Annotated in this window: 18 protein-coding genes; 5 read left to right on the top strand and 13 right to left on the bottom strand. The window is 36.2% G+C overall.

The window, feature by feature from the left end; all coding sequences use genetic code 11:
• Positions 1 to 31: 31 nt before the first annotated feature.
• Together cadA and M0R38_07010 are read right to left on the bottom strand one after the other, a co-directional pair.
• A complete protein-coding gene (gene cadA, locus M0R38_07015) occupies positions 32 to 1855 on the bottom strand; it encodes a cadmium-translocating P-type ATPase (protein ID MCK9481494.1) in 1824 nt (607 codons plus the stop codon).
• A 59-nt stretch (positions 1856 to 1914) separates the two neighbouring features.
• Entirely contained in the window at positions 1915 to 2154 is a 240-nt protein-coding gene (locus M0R38_07010; GenBank protein MCK9481493.1) for a cation transporter, read from the bottom strand.
• 305 nt (positions 2155 to 2459) lie between these two features.
• Between M0R38_07010 and M0R38_07005 the strand changes: the two genes are divergently transcribed.
• Positions 2460 to 3464: a T9SS type A sorting domain-containing protein gene (locus tag M0R38_07005; GenBank protein MCK9481492.1), complete on the top strand. Its 1005-nt coding sequence runs from the start codon at positions 2460 to 2462 to the stop codon at positions 3462 to 3464.
• 27 nt (positions 3465 to 3491) lie between these two features.
• On the opposite strand, the gene M0R38_07000 is transcribed toward M0R38_07005, so the two are convergent.
• A complete protein-coding gene (locus tag M0R38_07000) occupies positions 3492 to 4310 on the bottom strand; it encodes a ZIP family metal transporter (GenBank protein ID MCK9481491.1) in 819 nt (272 codons plus the stop codon).
• Between the two features lie 127 nt (positions 4311 to 4437).
• Between M0R38_07000 and M0R38_06995 the strand changes: the two genes are divergently transcribed.
• Positions 4438 to 4593 (top strand): adenylosuccinate synthetase, encoded by a 156-nt coding sequence (locus M0R38_06995; GenBank protein ID MCK9481490.1) that lies wholly within the window; start codon positions 4438 to 4440, stop codon positions 4591 to 4593.
• Between the two features lie 12 nt (positions 4594 to 4605).
• Here M0R38_06995 and M0R38_06990 read toward each other — a convergent pair whose 3' ends face one another.
• From M0R38_06990 to sppA, 9 genes are all read right to left on the bottom strand, one after another.
• Complete coding sequence (locus tag M0R38_06990) at positions 4606 to 5220, bottom strand: 4'-phosphopantetheinyl transferase superfamily protein (GenBank protein ID MCK9481489.1); 615 nt, start codon at positions 5218 to 5220, stop codon at positions 4606 to 4608.
• 13 nt (positions 5221 to 5233) lie between these two features.
• The gene (locus M0R38_06985) at positions 5234 to 5704 is read right to left on the bottom strand and encodes a gliding motility lipoprotein GldH (protein MCK9481488.1); all 471 of its coding nucleotides are present in this window, start codon (positions 5702 to 5704) and stop codon (positions 5234 to 5236) included.
• Positions 5705 to 5770: 66 nt separating this feature from the next.
• The gene (gene hscB / locus M0R38_06980; GenBank protein MCK9481487.1) at positions 5771 to 6283 is read right to left on the bottom strand and encodes a Fe-S protein assembly co-chaperone HscB; all 513 of its coding nucleotides are present in this window, start codon (positions 6281 to 6283) and stop codon (positions 5771 to 5773) included.
• An 8-nt stretch (positions 6284 to 6291) separates the two neighbouring features.
• Positions 6292 to 7638, bottom strand: coding sequence for an RIP metalloprotease RseP (gene rseP / locus M0R38_06975; protein ID MCK9481486.1), 1347 nt, complete (start codon positions 7636 to 7638; stop codon positions 6292 to 6294).
• Positions 7639 to 7753: 115 nt separating this feature from the next.
• On the bottom strand, positions 7754 to 8362 hold the full coding sequence (locus M0R38_06970; GenBank protein MCK9481485.1) for a tetratricopeptide repeat protein: 609 nt from the start codon (positions 8360 to 8362) through the stop codon (positions 7754 to 7756).
• Complete coding sequence (locus M0R38_06965; GenBank protein ID MCK9481484.1) at positions 8359 to 9735, bottom strand: TlpA family protein disulfide reductase; 1377 nt, start codon at positions 9733 to 9735, stop codon at positions 8359 to 8361. The genes M0R38_06970 and M0R38_06965 overlap by 4 nt, the downstream gene beginning before the upstream one ends.
• Before the next feature lie 14 nt (positions 9736 to 9749).
• Complete coding sequence (gene pyk, locus M0R38_06960) at positions 9750 to 11195, bottom strand: pyruvate kinase (protein ID MCK9481483.1); 1446 nt, start codon at positions 11193 to 11195, stop codon at positions 9750 to 9752.
• Between the two features lie 4 nt (positions 11196 to 11199).
• On the bottom strand, positions 11200 to 11595 hold the full coding sequence (locus M0R38_06955) for a hypothetical protein (GenBank protein ID MCK9481482.1): 396 nt from the start codon (positions 11593 to 11595) through the stop codon (positions 11200 to 11202).
• 60 nt (positions 11596 to 11655) lie between these two features.
• On the bottom strand, positions 11656 to 13428 hold the full coding sequence (gene sppA / locus M0R38_06950) for a signal peptide peptidase SppA (GenBank protein ID MCK9481481.1): 1773 nt from the start codon (positions 13426 to 13428) through the stop codon (positions 11656 to 11658).
• A gap of 237 nt (positions 13429 to 13665) precedes the next feature.
• Here sppA and M0R38_06945 point away from each other — a divergent pair, with 237 nt between their 5' ends.
• Both M0R38_06945 and M0R38_06940 read left to right on the top strand, forming a co-directional pair.
• Positions 13666 to 14223: a WcaF family extracellular polysaccharide biosynthesis acetyltransferase gene (locus tag M0R38_06945; protein MCK9481480.1), complete on the top strand. Its 558-nt coding sequence runs from the start codon at positions 13666 to 13668 to the stop codon at positions 14221 to 14223.
• Positions 14216 to 14968 (top strand): glycosyltransferase, encoded by a 753-nt coding sequence (locus tag M0R38_06940; protein MCK9481479.1) that lies wholly within the window; start codon positions 14216 to 14218, stop codon positions 14966 to 14968. The genes M0R38_06945 and M0R38_06940 overlap by 8 nt, the downstream gene beginning before the upstream one ends.
• A 1-nt stretch (position 14969) precedes the next feature.
• Here M0R38_06940 and M0R38_06935 read toward each other — a convergent pair whose 3' ends face one another.
• A complete protein-coding gene (locus tag M0R38_06935; GenBank protein ID MCK9481478.1) occupies positions 14970 to 16376 on the bottom strand; it encodes an FAD-binding protein in 1407 nt (468 codons plus the stop codon).
• Between the two features lie 44 nt (positions 16377 to 16420).
• Between M0R38_06935 and M0R38_06930 the strand changes: the two genes are divergently transcribed.
• Complete coding sequence (locus tag M0R38_06930) at positions 16421 to 18595, top strand: S9 family peptidase (GenBank protein ID MCK9481477.1); 2175 nt, start codon at positions 16421 to 16423, stop codon at positions 18593 to 18595.
• The last annotated feature ends 45 nt before the right edge of the window (positions 18596 to 18640 follow it).

Below are 18640 nucleotides of genomic sequence, written 5' to 3'. Positions count from 1 at the left end.
AAGATAAATTTTCGATCTTAAAAAGTGTATATCATTTGTTCAAGTTCACCAACCTCAAACGTAGTGCATTCCCAATAACTACAACATCCGACATTGCCATAAATAGAGCAGCCCAAGTCGGATTTAAAAAACCCATAGAAGCCACAGGAATTGCCACAATATTATAGGCTAAAGCCCAAAATAAGTTTTGTTTAATCCCTCCGAGTGTTATCCTAGAAATCTTATGCGCATCTTGAATTTTTTGCAACCCCTTATCCATGAGTATGAAATCAGCTTGCTGCTTACTTAAATCACTGCCATGCCCCATAACAACAGCAATGTCAGAAGCTGCAAGAGCAGGAGCGTCATTAATACCATCACCTGTCATAGCAGTAATACCTATTTTACGCCATTGCTCTAATTTATCCATCTTCTGTGCAGGCAAAACCTCTGCATACGTTTCATCAAACGGCAATCCTTTACTTGTTGTCTCAACTTTAGCTTTTGAATCACCACTTACCAAAAAGAGTTTCACCCCCATTGATTTGAAATAATCCAATATTGATTTGAGATTTGAAACCGGCTCGTCTTTTATGGAAAAATATGCAACTAATTTGTCGTTCTCCCACAAATACAAATCTGCCATAGGTAAATTATTATCATTGCTAAAGCGAGCGGAACCTAGTTTATAAACAACGCTATTTACACCTTTAGCAATCATCCCATATCCTTTTTTCTCTTCAATCTCATCAAACTTAAAATCAGCACTTTCCCAATCGCTGTGATTTTTGACAATGGACTTGGCAATAGGATGAGAAGAACGATGTTCTATATGCCACACAATGTTTTTATAATGAGCATCATTTCCTGCAGGAGCAACAAAATCCTCCACAAGAAAATCACCGGTTGTGATTGTTCCTGTTTTGTCTAATGCCAGCACTTTAACCGAAGCAAAGCGTTCGAGAGCTTGCCCTCCCTTAACCAAGATACCTTTGCGTGCAGCTAGTCCTAAACCAACAGAAACCGCAGTTGGAGTGGCTAATCCCATTGCACATGGACAAGAAACCACTAGTACTGCAATAGCTCTCATAATTGATTGCTCTAAGCTTATATCAAAAGCAAAGTAGTTCAACACAAAGGCTAATACAGCAATACTCACTACAACTTGTACAAAAACCCCACTGACTTTATCACCAAGTTTTTGGATTTGAGGTTTAGATGATTGTGCAGACCTAATCCAATGCGACATCTGCCCTGCCAGCGTTTGTTTACCGATTTTTTCAACAAGAAGCGTAAAATTCCCACTCACCAAAACACTGCCTGCATATACTTCATCTTGTGCATTTTTAAACACCGGTGCACTTTCGCCAGTAATGGCTGCTTCGCTAACTTCAATATCTCCTTCTAACACTCTGCCATCTGCCGGTACTTTCTCACCTTCATTTACGAGCAAAATATCTCCAATCTTTACATCATCGGTTATGATATGACTCACCGAAGTTTTACCACTGTCCTTATCCTTGTCAACCCTATTGACCATGACAGGGAGCAATGCGGCAGCCGAGTGCATTTGGATGGAAGTTTTAGCAAGTGCTCTTTCTTCAATATTATTCCCAAGCAGCACTAAGGTGATGATGGTTGCAGCAGTTTCAAAATAAAAATGACCACCAACGGCTCCATTCAAATAAATTAAAGCAAGACTATAGAGCGTTGCTGCAATAGTTCCCAAACTTACCAACACATCCATATTAGGATTGCGGTCTTTTATAGAATGGAAAGCGCTTTTGCCAAAGTAGTTAAACCCGATCACAAGTGAAGGCATGGCTACCAAAAACTGCACCCATCCGTTGTGAAATAAAGGGATATGAACCAACATATTCACCCAAAAAGGCAGGGTGAACAACAGACTAATAAGAAACTTGGTTTGTAAAGGACTTAGTTTTTTTTTTCGTCTTTGGGCTTAATATCTTCAAGAACTTTGTAACCTCTATCCTCAATTGCAGCCTTCACTTCGTCTAAGGTAACATCGTGAGAAAGATTAAACACTACTTCTTTATCAGCCAGGTATACTGCAACATTCTTTCCACCCTTACTCGTTACAGCACCTTCAACAGAACGCGCACAATTACTGCAAGTCATTCCGTCAACTTTTATTATCATTTGATGATCGCTCATACTTTTCTAAATTGAACTGCAAAGGTATTCAAACTTCTACAATCTATCCTATTATAGTCGATTTGAGTGATTTGTATCTTGATTAAACTCCTTTTCATCTCTTTCCTTAAACACAATAAATTAACCCTTCTATTACACAACTGACTGTCAATTGGTTACATCACATGAAATCATGGCATATTTTTATCAATTTATAGAATAAAAACACACAAATACCTGGTAAAACCATAGCTTCGCACGCTTTTTTTACTAATCATAAATGATTGCACAACTAAATACTTTTATATAAACTTAAAAACCAAACTATGTCATTAAAGAACATTTTATCAATTCTATTCCTCAGTCTATTGATTCACCCTATTTACTCTCAAAACAGTACTAAAGTCTATTCTTCCAGTGGGGACTATGTAGAAATTACGGTATTGGGAGTAGATTTGATTGTTACCCCTACAGGTGGAGACTGTACTTTTAACAGAGCAGAAATTGACTACAAAATTTCTTTTCACAATAGTTCAGGTACTACAATTTCACCCATAACTCTCTATACTTTACAAGGGACTATTCAATGTGATAATTCAATTATGTCTTTCAGCTTACCAAAAGGCGGTGGTTCTGGACAAACAAACACTTCAACCTCAGGGGGACATTCTTTTATCAACGGAAACTGTTCAGGATATAACGCTTCTTTTTGTACTCAAGTGAAAATTGCTATTAGTGGCGTAGGAATTCCTTACCAGACCGTAAGTTTTAATTATTCGCCTCTACCGGTTGAACTGATTGACTTTAGTGCCGAAATTATCAACAACCATGCATCCCTCACATGGACAACCGCCCAAGAAACAAATAACAGTCATTTTGAAGTTTTTAAGAAGATAGGAGATGAAGCGTGGAAACAAATTGGAACTGTTCAGGGACATGGCACTTCTTATGCTAATCATACTTATAATTTTAAAGACTTTTTAACAAGTACACTGACTTATTATTCAATCTACCAAGTGGATATGGATGGAAGTAGAAATCATATTGGTTATAAGACAATTGTATTTCATCAAAAACAAAATTTAAATAAGCCGGTTTTATATCCCAATCCATTCACAAATGAGTTTACTGTTACACTTCCTGAAACTTACAACAAATCAACAATGATACAAGTACTTAATATAGAGGGAAAGCTTCAAATGTCATATACATCAAAAGCAACTGAGAATGGTAAATTAACAATTGAAGGCTCTGAACTTGCGCCTGGTGTGTATTACATCAAAATAATATCAGGAGACAATGTATTTATTGGCAATCTAATAAAATCATAAAGCAGATCAGCGGGCGCTGCGGAATCGTTATCCAAGAGCGACATCCAACACCATCATCACTATAAAACCAACAATAAAACCAAGTGTTGCAACATCTGTATTGTTATTTTGCTGAGTTTCCGGTATAACCTCCTCAACAACAACGTATATCATTGCACCTGCGGCAAAAGAAAGCGCATAGGGCAAAACAGGTGTAAAAAAGGTAATAGCCCAAGCACCTAAGAAACCTGCAATTGGTTCTACGATAGCAGATGCTTGTCCGTAGAAGAAACTTTTTCTCCTGCTCATACCTAATCTTCGCAAAGGAAGCGCGACAGCAATGCCTTCGGGGAAATTTTGAATCCCAATACCTATTGCTAATATAACAGCTGCGGGTATTGTAGCTTCCGGTATTCCTGCAGCTACACCTCCAAAGAGTACTCCCACCGCCAACCCTTCCGGTATATTATGCATGGTTATTGCTAAAATTAACAAAGTTGTCCTTTGCCAAGGAGTTTTGACCCCTTCAGTGATTTTTGTGCTTATGTGTAGATGAGGTAATAATTTATCTAAAGAAAAAAGAAAAATTGCTCCGATTGAAAGACCAATTGCAGCAGGCAATACCTTTATAAAACCTTCTCCGGATGACATTTCAATTGCCGGAATTAACAAACTCCAACAACTTGCAGCAATCATCACACCACCTGTAAAGCCTAACATCCCATCCATCACTACTTTGTTCATGGTTTTAAAAAGAAAAACCATTGCAGCACCCAATGCAGTTAGAAACCAAGTGAACAAAGTGGCTAACAGCGCAGCCATAATTGGATCTATTGTTTCTAAATACTTAACTATTTGTTCAAACATAGGTTAGAAGAAGGGTCAAAATAACTCTATATTTCAATATGTTAGCCTAATTATTTTTCACTCATGAAGAAAATGTTCTAAACAATGTTCTTATTTGTCATAGTATTGCAGCAAATCTTTCACAATCATGTTTTTTCAAATCCCAACAGATGCTCCCAAGCCAGATGCTTTCGGACCGGTTGATTTTAGTAAATGGTATAACATCCTCTTTTATATTGGCGTCCCTATCCTCATGTTTATCATCTTTAGAATTTGGTTGAAAAACAAGGATAAAAGAAGTTAAGTATTTACGTCCTTAAAGAGTATGTACTAAGACTAAATTATTAATAAACTCATACCGTAACTGAAGTTGCATTGTTACTGCATCCTTTTCTACAAATCCAACCAGTTGATTCGGGCTCTTAAAGTGTACACTCATATTTTTCCTGAAATCAAGTTCCTTTCTTCCATACACTTTGTATAAAGATTCTTTTGCAGCCCAGATTAAAGTAAATTTTTGATCAACAGTTAAAATTCCATCCGGGATTATGTCATTATCTGATACAAACTTTGGAGCAAGTTTTACCGGCAAGTTGCAAACAGTTTCTATGTCAATTCCCGGCAATAGTTTATCATTAGCAAGCATGACAGCTACATGATTTTTCTTGTGTGAAAATGAAACTGAATCAGCACTATCCTCTAAAAAAGGTTTACCAAATGTATCATACACCACAGTATGGTGAATACTTCTTTTTGCTAAAACATTCAACAAATAGCTTGTTCCCAATTTTTCAAACTTACGGCTCTCTAACTTTTCATCAGGAACCTGATTTTCGTTGAGTTGTTCAAGAAAAAAAGAAATGGGTTCTTGGATATGCCATACGCCAACAACCGCCTTGTTTTTTATTTCAGATTGATAAATGAGTGGCATTCAGAAAGCATCATTAAAATACCGGATTCCCTTTTGAGATTGATGCACCAACATATTTTACATTCTGCAAGACTGTATCACGCATATTTTGCTCAAATCCAATTGCATATCTTCCAATTTTTTTAAGACATAAATCTTGGCTAATTGGCAGATTATATGACTTAGTGCTCCCTGAACCACTTCCCAACCATTTACCTTCAACTGAAGCCAAATCCAGTTCAATCCTATTTACCACATCTTTGCTGTCCGGATCGCGCAAGTGTACAAGCATGTATATATTTCGGTATTTATATTCCTCTGTGATTTGCAGGTTCAATCCCACATTATAGCAAATTGACGTATCTTCAATTACAAAAGGGAAAGACGGTATATTATCATAAGACCAACCTGACTCAGGCAGGTAGGACTTTTCATTGATTAAAGTCTTTGAATCGCAAGACGTTACAGCAACTGACAATAGGAATAATGCAATTATAATTCTCATGGAAGCAAAATTAACCTATAATTCTCTGCAAAATTCGTATTTAGCAAAATGAAATATTGCATAGAATTAGATTTTTGACAACAAACGACTAAAATATTTGTACTTCTGAAATTCGGTTTTGGCTTCTTGATGCAACACCTCTCTTTTACTATTTCCTTTTAGTTGCGATCCCATCTTTTTTAACTCAGCGATACAATTTTGCATAAGGTCAGCTAATTTATTTTTGACTGCATTTATTGCTTCTGCATTATCCTCCATTTTCGCATCAGCCACTTCTTCATTCAAATCTATGACTTCCATTAAAAAACCAGGGGGGAGTTCGGCTTTGCTTTCTTTATCATATAAACCGTATAAACTCAGATAATAAGCAACTCTTTTTTCAAATGTTTCTAATGTTTTGAAAGCATCGTTATTATATGAAGATATTTCAAGTGCCTCTTGTTGTTTTTCAGGATTTAAGGCAAAAAAGTCAGGGTGAAAGTCTCGATTTATTTGAAGAAACTTTTCTCTTAACAACTTTTCGTCAATTTCAAACTCCGGTTCAAAACCATAAAAACGAAAATAATTGCTTGTATCCATTGCTCACACTATTTAAACAACCTAAAAATGTCATTTCCTATGACAAACACCATCAACGCCATCAAGATTATCATTCCGGCAACTTGCGCTGCATGCATAATTTTTTCATTTACGGGTCTGCCTATAATCATTTCAATCAATAGAAAAAATACGTGTCCGCCATCCAATGCCGGAATTGGCAACAAATTCATAAAAGCAAGAATAAGTGAGAGGATTGCTGTTAAATTCCAAAACCTTTGCCAGTCCCACACTTTTCCAAAGTATGTAGCAATAGCAACAGGTCCTTGAAGGGCATTTTGTGCTTTAATTTTACCAGTAATCACTTGACCCAATCCTTTTGCATTGGCTATTATCAGCCCAAAAGAACGGGTAGTCCCTAAAACAAAAGACTCTCCTAATCCATAATAAACCTTTTCAACTTTGTCAGCATAAACATTCTGAACAAGAAATCCCAACTTCAATGTAGAATCAACCATAATCGGCAGAGACAAATCATTGCTTCCTCTTTGAATCATTACCATTATTGGCTTATTTGCAAAGTCATTCAATGCTGGTGCCAACTCATCTTGGTATTGCACCTGGACTGTTTTGTCCTTATCAAGAATAAATCCTTTGATTTTGTCTCCTTTCTGCAAACCGGCTTTAGCGGCAGGTGACTCTGTCAACACTGAATCAACCCACAAAGGATAACGAGCAAAGAAAGGCAATTCGTTTTTGTTTGCTGAAATTGTATTCATGTAATCCTTGGGCATTGTCAACGTTTGAACTTGTCCGTTACGCTCAATTTCTATTTCAATTTTATCTGCCAACATGATATCAGATGCAAACAGACTTTCAATCTTCTTAATCTGAGTACCATTTGCACTAATTATTTTATCACCGGTCTCAAAGCCAAATTGTCTTCCCATTTCGGAAACCGCAATACCTCCATTTTCATTGATGGCTTTCATAGGTAAATACTCATCACCATATCCAAAAATCCCCATGGAGAAGAGAAAAATACCCAATATCAGATTCACAACAACTCCTGCAACCATCACAATCAATCGTTGCCATGCAGGTTTAGCTCTAAATTCCCATGCTTGCGGCTCGCTTTTCAGTTGCTTAGTATCGAGCGACTCATCAATCATACCGGCAATCTTTACATAGCCTCCCAAAGGCAGCCAACCAATACCATATTCAGTGTCGCCTTTCTTAAACTTAAAAAGCTTAATTCCCCATGCATCAAAAAAGAGATAAAATTTTTCGACTTTGATTCCGAATGCTCTAGCTGCTAAAAAGTGTCCTAATTCATGCAGTGTAACCAAGATTGCCAAAGCTGCAATCAACTGCCCTATCATTGTGATATTTCCCACGTGTGCTTTTATTTATAATTTGCTGCGCAAAATTACTCATTAATCATGTGTATCCTATTTTATTTCAACAGAATAAATTGGGATTTTGTATTAAAACGAATGAATTAAAAATGGCTTATCCCCTGTAAACAAACCTTTGACCAGGAACATTAAAATCAGGGACTGATGATGCTAATTTAGATAAAAACTCTTGCAAAGGTCTAATTTCAGGTGCATCGGGGAAAAGAACCATAAATCGGTTTGCATGGTGCATAAGGTTATAGTACTGTTCTTGGAGAATACCGGTAGTCGTCAACATCCGCTCATAACACATCACAACATTCAAGTGTGCTTGTGTAACAGAAATCTTTTGTCTTTCTGCGACTCTGATAAAACGTTCATACCAATCAATTGCAACACTATCTTTACGTTGATAGGTGGCACTTTTAGCCAAATTCCAAAATGTTGTTTGATAATTAGTATCCAATTCAATTGCAGACTCAAACACTTTATCCGCTTCCAAATATTTCTTTTGAGCCATTAAACAGATTCCCAAAGCGTTACTAATCAACACGTTCTTAGGTTCTCTTTCTAAAGCGATTTTATAGTAATATTCTGCCTGTTGGTAATTGCCTTCTCGCATTTCAATATTGCCTTGTGCATATACATCTCCTTGAGCAAACAAGCAGTCGGGTTGAAGCATGACAATAAATGCACAAAACAGATATAGATATAAGGATTTCATTTTTTTAAAATGACTTGTCTAAGCTGATCAACAGTCCTGTATTTGTCAATGATCCTTCTATCTTTATCAAGGAGAATAAAAGTCGGAGTACTGCTGATATTATACTCTCTTACGGGTCTGGAATCACCGGCACGAAAATCACAATAATGAATCCAGTCGGGATACTTTTTGATATATCTGCTATATTCCGTTTCATCCTTATCAGTTGAAACAGCTACAACCTGAATATGTGTATTGCGAATCATTTTATCAAGTTCAGGCAATGCTTTTACGCAATGCGAACACTGGCTCGAAAAAAACAAAACCAAAACTGTATCTGACTTAATCTCACGCAGTGTGAGAGGAGACCCATCCGTATTGAGCAAAGGGAGTTCGGGAGCGGGTTTACCGGGTCTCATTCTTTCATTTGCTTGCGCAACTTTATCAACAGAACTTTCTGTCCCTTCTGTATCACACTGTTCAGGTGCGGCATAGTGAATGGTTATATAGCTGATTAACTCTGTATTTTGTTGTGATTCAAAACCATTAATTAAGAAATTATAAGCAAAATTTCTATGTGCTTCTGTTTCAGAAAACGCATCCATCGCTTTCTTTACACCAACCATTAACATTGAATCTTGTTCATAAGGAGACAAATTTTCATCAAAATAAAAACTAATATATTCTTCTAAAAGGTCTCTGTAGAGAAATGTATGCAACAATCGAGTATCCGTTAGATTGATATTCTTCCAGTAATTTTCAATCAAATCTTTCTTATGCTCTTTTACTGATACTTTATAGTTGAAATCTTTGATGGGCGTATTATAGATATAAGCACTCAACACGTTCCTTTGATTTTTTTTGGTAAAATAGAAGTAGTCTGCTTCAAATGCCTTCTTGTTTTCTTCCATTTTTTTCAAAATATCTTTTTTGTCTTTTTTAGCCTCTGCTCGCCAATACGCACTCATTAATTCATCCAAATCAGATTCATATTTTTCTTTTTTATGAATAAATTCGTAGTAGTCTTGGTTAATATTTCCTTTTAGAATAACCGGGTGTTTTACATTCTTCTGATAATCAATTTTCACTATGGTTGTGTCGCCATCCGGTAAAAAAATATCAATGTATTTCCGTTCTTTATTATCATACAACAACCTAACCATCTCTGTCTGTCCTTGCACAACAGGAATATATAATATTGTTTCTTCGCCATGAGTATGGAAAGCCATATTTAACACAAATTTTTCGTCATTCATTCTAAACATAAAGATGTCGCTTAGATTGAAATAAATACCATTATTAGTGATAATTAATTTGACAACGGCATCATCTTGCGCACGAATACCGTTAATGGACATCGGAATTAAAAAGAGAAGTGCTAATAATTTTTTCATAATGTCGAATAGACTTAATCTACAATTGTGATTTTAATGGTGTTTGTACGTTCTTTTTTCAAGATTGGCATACTTGCAGTATGAATCACCTTGTCTCCTGCTTCAACGCCTCCTCTATTTTTTAATACCTGAATCACATCCGCAAATGTCTCATCAGTACTTGAAAACTTATCATAATAAAAACCTCTCACCCCCCATACCAAATTCATTCTATTTAGCAGTACAAGATTATCAGTAAAAATAAAAATATCGGCTTCAGGTCTATAAGAAGAAAGTTTATGACCGTTATAACCGGACCTTGTCATACCGGCAATTACCTTGGCATTGATATGATCGCTCATGCGTACGGCAGTAAAGCAAATTTCATCCGAAAGAAAAGTTGGAGAATCATTAGTCGGTTTCACCCCCTTGTAATACACCCTTTTGTCTTTTTCCAATTCTCTAATAATTTTATCCATAGTTTCTACAACCAAGACCGGATTTTCGCCTACAGAAGTTTCTCCGCTTAACATTACTGCATCTGCTCCATCTATGACAGCATTTGCCACATCGGTAACTTCAGCTCTTGTTGGAATAGAGCGTTCAATCATGCTTTCCATCATTTGGGTAGCTATAATAACCGGCTTTGCTTTTGCAAGACACTTCTCGACTATTTCTTTTTGTATCAAAGGCACACGTTCAATAGGCATTTCAACGCCTAAATCACCACGTGCAACCATTACGCCATCTGTAACGTCAATAATGGAGTCAATGTTTTTTACCGCATCCGGTTTTTCAATTTTTGCAATTACAACTGCATTGCTCTTTGCGGCTGCAATTCTTTGTTTTAAATCAAGTATATCATTGGCATGCCTAACAAACGAAAGCCCCACCCATTCAACTTCATTTTCTAAACCAAATGCCAAATCTTTGATATCTTTTTCAGTGAGTGCCGGGAATGAGACACTTGTTTCAGGAAGATTAAATCCTTTGTTTGATTTCAACACTCCTCCTTCTGTAACAACTGCCATGACCTGAGTATCATTAATAATTTCAGTAATCTTAATATGAATTTTACCATCATCAAGCAAGATTCTTTCACCGGGTTTCACATCTTTAGAAAGTGATTCAAAACGAATGGGTATAGTCGTTGCATTACCTTCAATTTCATCAGTGGTCAAAGCAATTGACTGTCCTTTTTCAAGCATTGCTCCCTTTTCTCCCATATTGCCAACTCTTAACTTGGGTCCTTGTAAATCCAGCAAAATACACACATTAGAGTTAAATTCTTTATTTATCGCTCGAACGTTATCTATTACTTGTTTGTGTTGCTCATAGGTTCCATGGGACATATTGACTCTGCATACATCTACTCCTGCAAGCATGATTTGCTTTAACATTTCATAAGAGGACGTTGCCGGTCCTATGGTTGCAACAATTTTTGTTCTGTTAAAAGTAGATTTATAAACGTTTTTTAGCATTTCTTTAGTTATAAATTAGTTCTTTAATTTTAATAAAATTCGACATCGGGACAGTTACAACCTGTCGCACTCCTTTCATTTTTTTAATTGTGTTAGCCAACAAGCCTATATAATCTCCGGGGTCTTCGCCTTTTGAAATCATAACAAAATCGGGCAAAGGCTTAGCATTGACAAGTAGTTGACCTTTTATTCCTTTATTCCGATATAGGAAAATCTCAACTTCCAACTCTTCAATATTGACATAATATCCAAAAAACAAATCGCGTATTGAGTTTGCAACTCCTCCTAATTCTATATCTCGTCTTTCAAAGCTGTATTCAGCGTCCTTTCCTAACTCCCATAACAACTTGTAATATTTATCAGGGTAATAAATTACATAGCCTTGAAAATGAGAGTTCATAGTGCAAAAGTAATTTAAAATAAAGAACTCTCACACGGATAATTCCAACAATAGCGGCATTTAATCCAAAATTGGAACAAAAGGCAAATACATCTGCATGCCCGTCCGTTCGGTAGCAGATTTTAAACTTGTATAGTAGATATAAAAGTCACCAAGTTCTTGTTTAGTACGACTCAATTGAATACGAGAACTAAAATCCATCAGAGAAGACATAAAATCATCATGTTTAGGCAAGTAAATAATTTTATAGTCTCCTGAATCCAAACCGGCTTTAAATGCAGCAATATCAATTGCAGTTTGAATGCCTCCAACCACATCTGCTAAATGATTATTAATTGCATCTTGGGCAATCCAAATTTTACCCTCAGCAATATTTTCAACTGCAACACTATCCAGTTTTCTTCCTTCTCTCACAACTTTTGTAAAATCTTGGTAAACGCGATTGACTCCATTCTGAATAATGGTGCGCTCTGTTTGGGTAAAATCTCTGCCCGGCATTGCAATATCCGCATATTCACCGGTTTTTACCGATTCAAAACTTAACCCAAGTTTGTCTTTCAAAAACACATTCACATTTGGATATAAGGCAAATACTCCTATAGAACCCGTCAATGTGTAATTTGACACGACAATAGTATCTGCGGGGGCTGACAAGTAGTATCCACCACTTGCTGCAACATCACCCATAGATACAATAACAGGCTTTACTTTTTGTATTAATGAAATTTCACGCCAGAGCTGATCAGAACCATAAGCACTGCCTCCGGGAGAGTTCACTCTAAGCACCAATGCTTTAACAGCTTTATCATACCTTACTTTTCTAAGTGTATGCAATAAAGACTTGCAACTGGGTTGACCTGCCACTTGATTGTTGTTGTATGTTATCTCTCCATCTATATATACGTATGCAATCTTATTACTTGCATTACTGTTGCGAAGGTTAGGGCCGCTCATTTTGCGATAGCTCGAAAGATTTGTAAAACAAATCTTATCATTTTTACTGCGTCCTGTACTTTCTTTAATCAAATCAGCCACTTGATCCTCATACCACACCCCATCAATCCATTTGTTATCCAGTGCTTGCTGCGGTGTTTGAATTTCAAATCCTGCAACTTTCTTCTTAAAATCTTCTTTGTCAATATTTCTTGCTAATGTAACGTCTTCACAGAATTTGTTAAACAACGCGTCAATATAACGCTTAATCTGTTCACGATTTGCATCACTCAAGCTTTGTTGTGTATAGACTTCTGCCGCTCCTTTGTGGGTACCCACTTTGAACAACTCCATTTTTACTCCAAGTTTATCTAATAACCCTTTATAAAAAATCACATTATATCCTAACCCATCTAAAGCAAGTGTTCCGGATGGATTCAGAAAAATACTGTCACAGGCGCTGGCAAGCAGGTAGTTTTTCTCTGTCAAGAGTTCACAATAGGCATACGCAAATTTCCCTGACTGTCTAAACTCTTTAATAGCATTCGCTACTTCTTCCAAGGTTCCATAGCCTGCCATCAACATACCGGGACGCACAAGGATGCCTGTTACATTATCATCTTTTGCAGCTCTTTTAATATTATAAAGAATTTCATCTAAGCCCAAAGGTTGTGGTGCATCTTTGTTTAATAACTCAAAAAAGGGATTTTCTTTTGTTTGTTCACCAATTTCATAGTTTAGATTCAATTCCAACACCATGTTGCTTTTTGGTTGTACGGTTTTGCTGCCAAATGCTGCAAGCATTCCTGAAATCAATATCAACCCGATGATAAAAATTATTAGAAAGGATACAAAGAAACCCAGAACTGATGCAAAAAAGAATTTGAAAAATTGCTTCATAAAAATCTGCCTTTTGTTAAGATATATGGCACGAAAGTAAAGTCATAGTCCCTTTTATAAAACCAATATCGATTAACAAGGCTAAAAGCAGACACATAAAATACATTTGCAAAATTGTCTAACATTTTGAGTATTTTATCTTTATATTTTTGATACTTTCCATGTACTGTATCATAAGAAATATCAATAAATCAACTCTCTGATTTTGAATAGTAATCCCTATTTTTGCCAACGTTAATGAGCATCGGCAATACTAACTTAGCAGTTTACAATACAGGTGGATTCGATCGAGGTCGTTCTGCTCTTATCGTTGCAATGTGGTACTGTATCAATGCCATCATTTTCAACTCTTATCTATTTCCTTTCTATGCTTGCAAACGATTTTTACTTAGGTTATTTGGTGCTAAAGTTGGCTGTGGTGTCTTAATCAAACCAAAAGTAAATATCAAATATCCATGGAAACTCAGCATTGGAGACCATGTTTGGATTGGTGAAAATGTTTGGATAGATAATTTAGAAAAAGTCAGTATTGGGAACAACAGCTGCATTTCTCAAGGTGCATTGTTGATTTGCGGTAATCATAATTACAAAAAAAGCACTTTTGACCTGATTACCTCCCCTATCATTATAGAAGATGGTGTTTGGATTGGTGCAAAATCAATTGTTACCGGAGGCACAATTTGCAAAAGCCACAGTGTCTTGGCTATACATTCAGTGGCTTCGTCTGACTTAGAATCTTTTTCAATATACCGAGGCAATCCTGCTATCAAAATTAAAGAGAGAATTATTGAATAATTTGAAAGTTTCAATCATAACAGTAGTATATAACGGGAGTCAAACTATTGCCCAATGTATTGATTCCGTTATTAATCAAACATATTCCAATATTGAATATATAGTAATAGATGGCAACTCCTCAGACGGCACTCAATCAATAGTATCTTCATACGCAAATAAAATTACAACCTTTATCAGCGAACCTGACAAAGGCTTGTATGATGCTATGAACAAGGGGATACAACGTGCCAGCGGAGACATTATTGGGATTGTCAATGCAGATGATTTTTTAGCAGACAACCAAGTTATCAGCAAAATAGTCGCCATCTTCAATTCAAGGCAAACAGATGCAGTGAGTAGCAGTATTGCCATTTACAAGAATGATAATTTTAAAAAAATTTGGCGGTTCTATAATGCCAAACGATTTAGACTATGGCAATTCCGCATAGGGATTCAACCTCCCCACCCCGGATTTTATGTAAAGAAAGAATGTTATGAAAATTTTGGGATATACGATCCTCAGTTTAGAATTTCAGGAGACTTTGATTTATTGCTTCGCATGCTTTACATACATAAGATTAAGTGTATTTATTCTGATCTTATCAGTGTAAAAATGAGAGATGGTGGTATCAGTAGTAAAGATTTCAAAAGTAAAATCAAGATGAACCGCGAAGACCTTGTTTCTTTGAGAAAAAACGGTATTAAGAGCAATATTTTGCTCATTTGGCTCAAGTACTTCATTAAATTTTTTCAATTAATCTAACTCAACTCTCACTCGGGAAAATCTTTCCGGGATTGAGGATTCCATTGGGGTCAAATGCTTTTTTTATTCCTTTCATCAAAGCTATATGAACCGGGCTATACACTATGGGCATATATTCTTTTTGTACCAAACCAATTCCGTGTTCACCTGAAATTGTTCCACCTAATTCTTTACAGGTAAGGAACAATTCCGTAATTGCTTTTGGAATCATTTCTTGCCACAGTGTATCACTGAGACTATTTTTCAAAATATTTACATGTAAATTCCCATCACCGGCATGACCATAGCAGACACTTTCAAAACCATATTTTAGTTCTAATTCCTTTACTCGAGCAAAGAGAGTTGGCAACGCATATCGGGGCACAACAGTATCTTCTTCTTTGTAAACAGAACTTTGTTTGACAGCTTCGCCCATAATACGTCTTAATTTCCAAAACTTGTCTTGTTGTTCTGCGGTATCTGCCAATTCTGTTTCACCTGCTCCAAATTGTTCCAACACTGAATATACCTGTTCACATTGGCTCATCAACACATCGGGATTATCGCCATCAAGTTCAATAAGAACAAATGCTTCAATCCCTTCCGTAGCAACAGCAATACCTGTAGCTTTTGATGCAATTTGCATTGCTTTGCTTTCCATAAATTCCATTGCAGAAGGCGTTATGCCTTGACGCATCATTTCCGGTATAAAGGTACAAGCGTTGGCAGCCTTTGCAAATCGAGTTAACATCAACATTCGATGCGAAGGCAACGGTATCAGTTTAAATACTATTTCAGTAACAATCCCCAATGTGCCTTCGCTTCCTACCATCAATTGAGTCAAATTATAACCCGTACTGAATTTTAAAGTATCAGCTCCTGTCCAAATCAACTCACCGGAGGGTAATGCAATTTGCAGGTTCAAAACATAATCTTTTGTTGTGCCATACTTAACCGCTCTTGGACCTCCTGACGCATGGGCAACATTGCCACCCAAAAAACAGGAACCTTTACTGGCGGGATCGGGTGGATAAAACAAACCCAGTTTTTCGACCTCTTCTCTCAATGTTTGATTGATAACACCGGGTTGCACTCGTGCTTGAAGATTATGTAAATCAATCTCCACAATCCTATTCATTTTTTCTAAGGAAAGTGAAATACCGCCAAAAATCGGCAAACTTCCTCCACTTAAACCGGTACCGGCTCCTCGTGGTGTAACCGGTAATAAATTCTTGTTACAATATGCCAAAATTTGTGCAACCTCTTCAGCTTTTGTCGGCAACACTACAAGTTCCGGTGGAAAATAAAAATCCTCTGTATAGTCGCTTCCGTATGGTTTGACTTTGTTTTCTTCAACAATTATTTGTTCAGTATTAATAAAAGCCTTGAGTTCACTGATATGTTGTTCTGTTACTTTGTGGTATTGCATTGCAAAAAAATAAATACTTTTGAATTCAGAATAAGACAACAAAAATGAGAAAAACATTCAGTAATTTCATCCTGCTTTCTGGAATAACACTCCTGACTTTCCCACAGACTCTTCTTGCACAACAACTTAACCTAAAGGATATTTGGGCTTCTGCTAAATATAGTCCTAATGGAATTCAAAACTTTATAGCCCTAAATGACGGAAAGAGTTTTGTAAAATTAGAGAACAATGAAATCAGCGTATTTGATTTCAAAACAGGTAATAAACTTTCAACTTTAGTCAAAAAAACAGATTTAAAGTATGAAGGAAAGGAAATTCGTATGCACTCATTCACCTTTAGCTCTGATGAAAGCAAGGTATTAATTGAGAGTGATATTCAACCCATTTATAGACATTCTTACGAAACCAAAGTTTTTGTTTTAGATCTCAAAACCAAAACTATCACAAATATTTTTGGTGGATATTGCAGATATGCAACTTTTTCTCCTGATGGGAATAAAGTTGCTGGTGTGGTGAACAACAACATCATAGTCCAAAACATTAAGGATTCCAGCGTTGTGATTATTGGGGGTGACGGTAAAGCAAATGAAATTATATATGGAGCAGTGGATTGGGTTTATGAAGAAGAATTCACAATGAGTCGCGGTTATGAATGGAGTCCTGATGGAAAAAATATCGCGTATTTCAGATTTGATGAAAGAAAAGTGCCCGAGTTCACAATTGAGCTATATCAAGGTAAGAGTTACCCTACTCTCGAAAAATACAAATATCCTAAAGCAGGCGAACCAAATTCTTTAGTCAGTGTCAATGTATTTGAATTAGCATCGCTTAAGAACACACAGATAGCAAGCACAGAATCGGACAACTCATATCTACCCAGAATACAATGGGCAACTGCCAATCTCTTGTATTATCAACATTTGAACAGACATCAAAACAACCTTAAGGTTCATCAGTTTAATATTCAAACCGGAGCAAACACAACCATTTACGAAGAAACAAACAAATATTATATTGATATCAATAATCAATATTATTTTGACAAAACAGGAATGTCTTTCTTGTTTTTGAGTGAACGAAATGGTTTTAATCAAATATATCAACTCAACACACAAACAAAAAATTTAAAAGCAATTACACCTGCATCTTATGATGTAGATGCCATTAAATATTATGATACAGATAAAGGAATTATTTATTTCACATCTGCTGAAGAAACACCAACAGAAAGACAATTGTACAAAATAACTATATCAAACAACAAGAAGACTAAAATTACAACAAAATCAGGTTGGCATAATGTTACCTTTACCAAGGGTGGTCATTATTTTTTGGAAAGCTACTCTACGTTTGCTACCCCACCCGTTTACACTTTAAAAGATAATAATGGCAAAGTAATTCGTGAATTAGAAAATAACGAAAATCTCGTCAAATTGCTGGAAAAAGAAAACCTTGGCAAATTCAAATTTGGAAAGTTAACAACTGCACAAGGAACATCGCTCAATTACTGGCAAATATTACCCCCTAACTTTGATGAAAGCATGAAATATCCTGTGTTGTTTTACGTATATGGAGGGCCCGGTTCTCAAACCGTTAAAAATCAATGGGGTGGAGCAAATTTCATGTGGTTTCAATTTCTTGCACAACAAGGTTACATCATTATGAGCGTTGACAACAGAGGCACCGGATTTAGAGGAGAAGAATTCAAAAAATGTACCTACCTAAATTTAGGCAAACTAGAAATTGAAGACCAAATTGCCTCCGCACAATGGATGGCAACTAAATCTTATGTTGATTCTTCACGTATTGGTATTTGGGGTTGGAGTTACGGTGGATTTATGAGTTCTCTGGGCATTACATTAGGCTGTGATATTTTCAAGGCTGCAATCGCTGTTGCACCGGTAACAAACTGGAAATTCTATGATAATATTTACACTGAACGATATATGCGTACACCACAGGAAAATCAGGGAGGTTACGAATTCAATGCTCCACTCTCACATGTTGATAAAATAAAGGGCAAGTTTTTGCTCATCCATGGAACGGCTGATGACAACGTGCACGTACAACAAACTATGGAAATGGTACGTATAATGGTAGAAAAAAATATTGCTTTTGAATCAGAATTTTATCCAAATAAAAACCATGGAATTTATGGCGGAATGACAAGAATGCATTTATTCAATCGCATCACTCATTTTATTAACGAAAACTTATAATTAAATTTTTACATTCGCAGACACATTTAAACAAAAACAAATATG

The organism is Bacteroidia bacterium (assembly GCA_023228875.1).
Taxonomy (GTDB): Bacteria; Bacteroidota; Bacteroidia; order NS11-12g; family UBA955; genus JALOAG01.
Note: the sequence above shows the minus strand (reverse complement) of the source record. Positions and strands in the feature narration are given on the sequence as shown.

What these genes read in the sequence shown, in the direction of transcription:
- M0R38_07005 (MCK9481492.1), top strand. Translation starts at nt 2,460, where the DNA reads ATGTCATTAAAGAACATTTTATCAATTCTATTCCTCAGTCTATTGATT.
- M0R38_06955 (MCK9481482.1), bottom strand. Translation starts at nt 11,595, where the DNA reads ATGAACTCTCATTTTCAAGGCTATGTAATTTATTACCCTGATAAATAT.
- M0R38_07010 (MCK9481493.1), bottom strand. Translation starts at nt 2,154, where the DNA reads ATGAGCGATCATCAAATGATAATAAAAGTTGACGGAATGACTTGCAGT.
- pyk (MCK9481483.1), bottom strand. Translation starts at nt 11,195, where the DNA reads ATGCTAAAAAACGTTTATAAATCTACTTTTAACAGAACAAAAATTGTT.
- M0R38_06945 (MCK9481480.1), top strand. Translation starts at nt 13,666, where the DNA reads ATGAGCATCGGCAATACTAACTTAGCAGTTTACAATACAGGTGGATTC.
- M0R38_06930 (MCK9481477.1), top strand. Translation starts at nt 16,421, where the DNA reads ATGAGAAAAACATTCAGTAATTTCATCCTGCTTTCTGGAATAACACTC.
- M0R38_06970 (MCK9481485.1), bottom strand. Translation starts at nt 8,362, where the DNA reads ATGAAATCCTTATATCTATATCTGTTTTGTGCATTTATTGTCATGCTT.
- M0R38_06995 (MCK9481490.1), top strand. Translation starts at nt 4,438, where the DNA reads ATGTTTTTTCAAATCCCAACAGATGCTCCCAAGCCAGATGCTTTCGGA.
- hscB (MCK9481487.1), bottom strand. Translation starts at nt 6,283, where the DNA reads ATGGATACAAGCAATTATTTTCGTTTTTATGGTTTTGAACCGGAGTTT.
- M0R38_06965 (MCK9481484.1), bottom strand. Translation starts at nt 9,735, where the DNA reads ATGAAAAAATTATTAGCACTTCTCTTTTTAATTCCGATGTCCATTAAC.
- M0R38_07000 (MCK9481491.1), bottom strand. Translation starts at nt 4,310, where the DNA reads ATGTTTGAACAAATAGTTAAGTATTTAGAAACAATAGATCCAATTATG.
- sppA (MCK9481481.1), bottom strand. Translation starts at nt 13,428, where the DNA reads ATGAAGCAATTTTTCAAATTCTTTTTTGCATCAGTTCTGGGTTTCTTT.
- M0R38_06990 (MCK9481489.1), bottom strand. Translation starts at nt 5,220, where the DNA reads ATGCCACTCATTTATCAATCTGAAATAAAAAACAAGGCGGTTGTTGGC.
- cadA (MCK9481494.1), bottom strand. Translation starts at nt 1,855, where the DNA reads ATGTTGGTTCATATCCCTTTATTTCACAACGGATGGGTGCAGTTTTTG.
- M0R38_06935 (MCK9481478.1), bottom strand. Translation starts at nt 16,376, where the DNA reads ATGCAATACCACAAAGTAACAGAACAACATATCAGTGAACTCAAGGCT.
- M0R38_06985 (MCK9481488.1), bottom strand. Translation starts at nt 5,704, where the DNA reads ATGAGAATTATAATTGCATTATTCCTATTGTCAGTTGCTGTAACGTCT.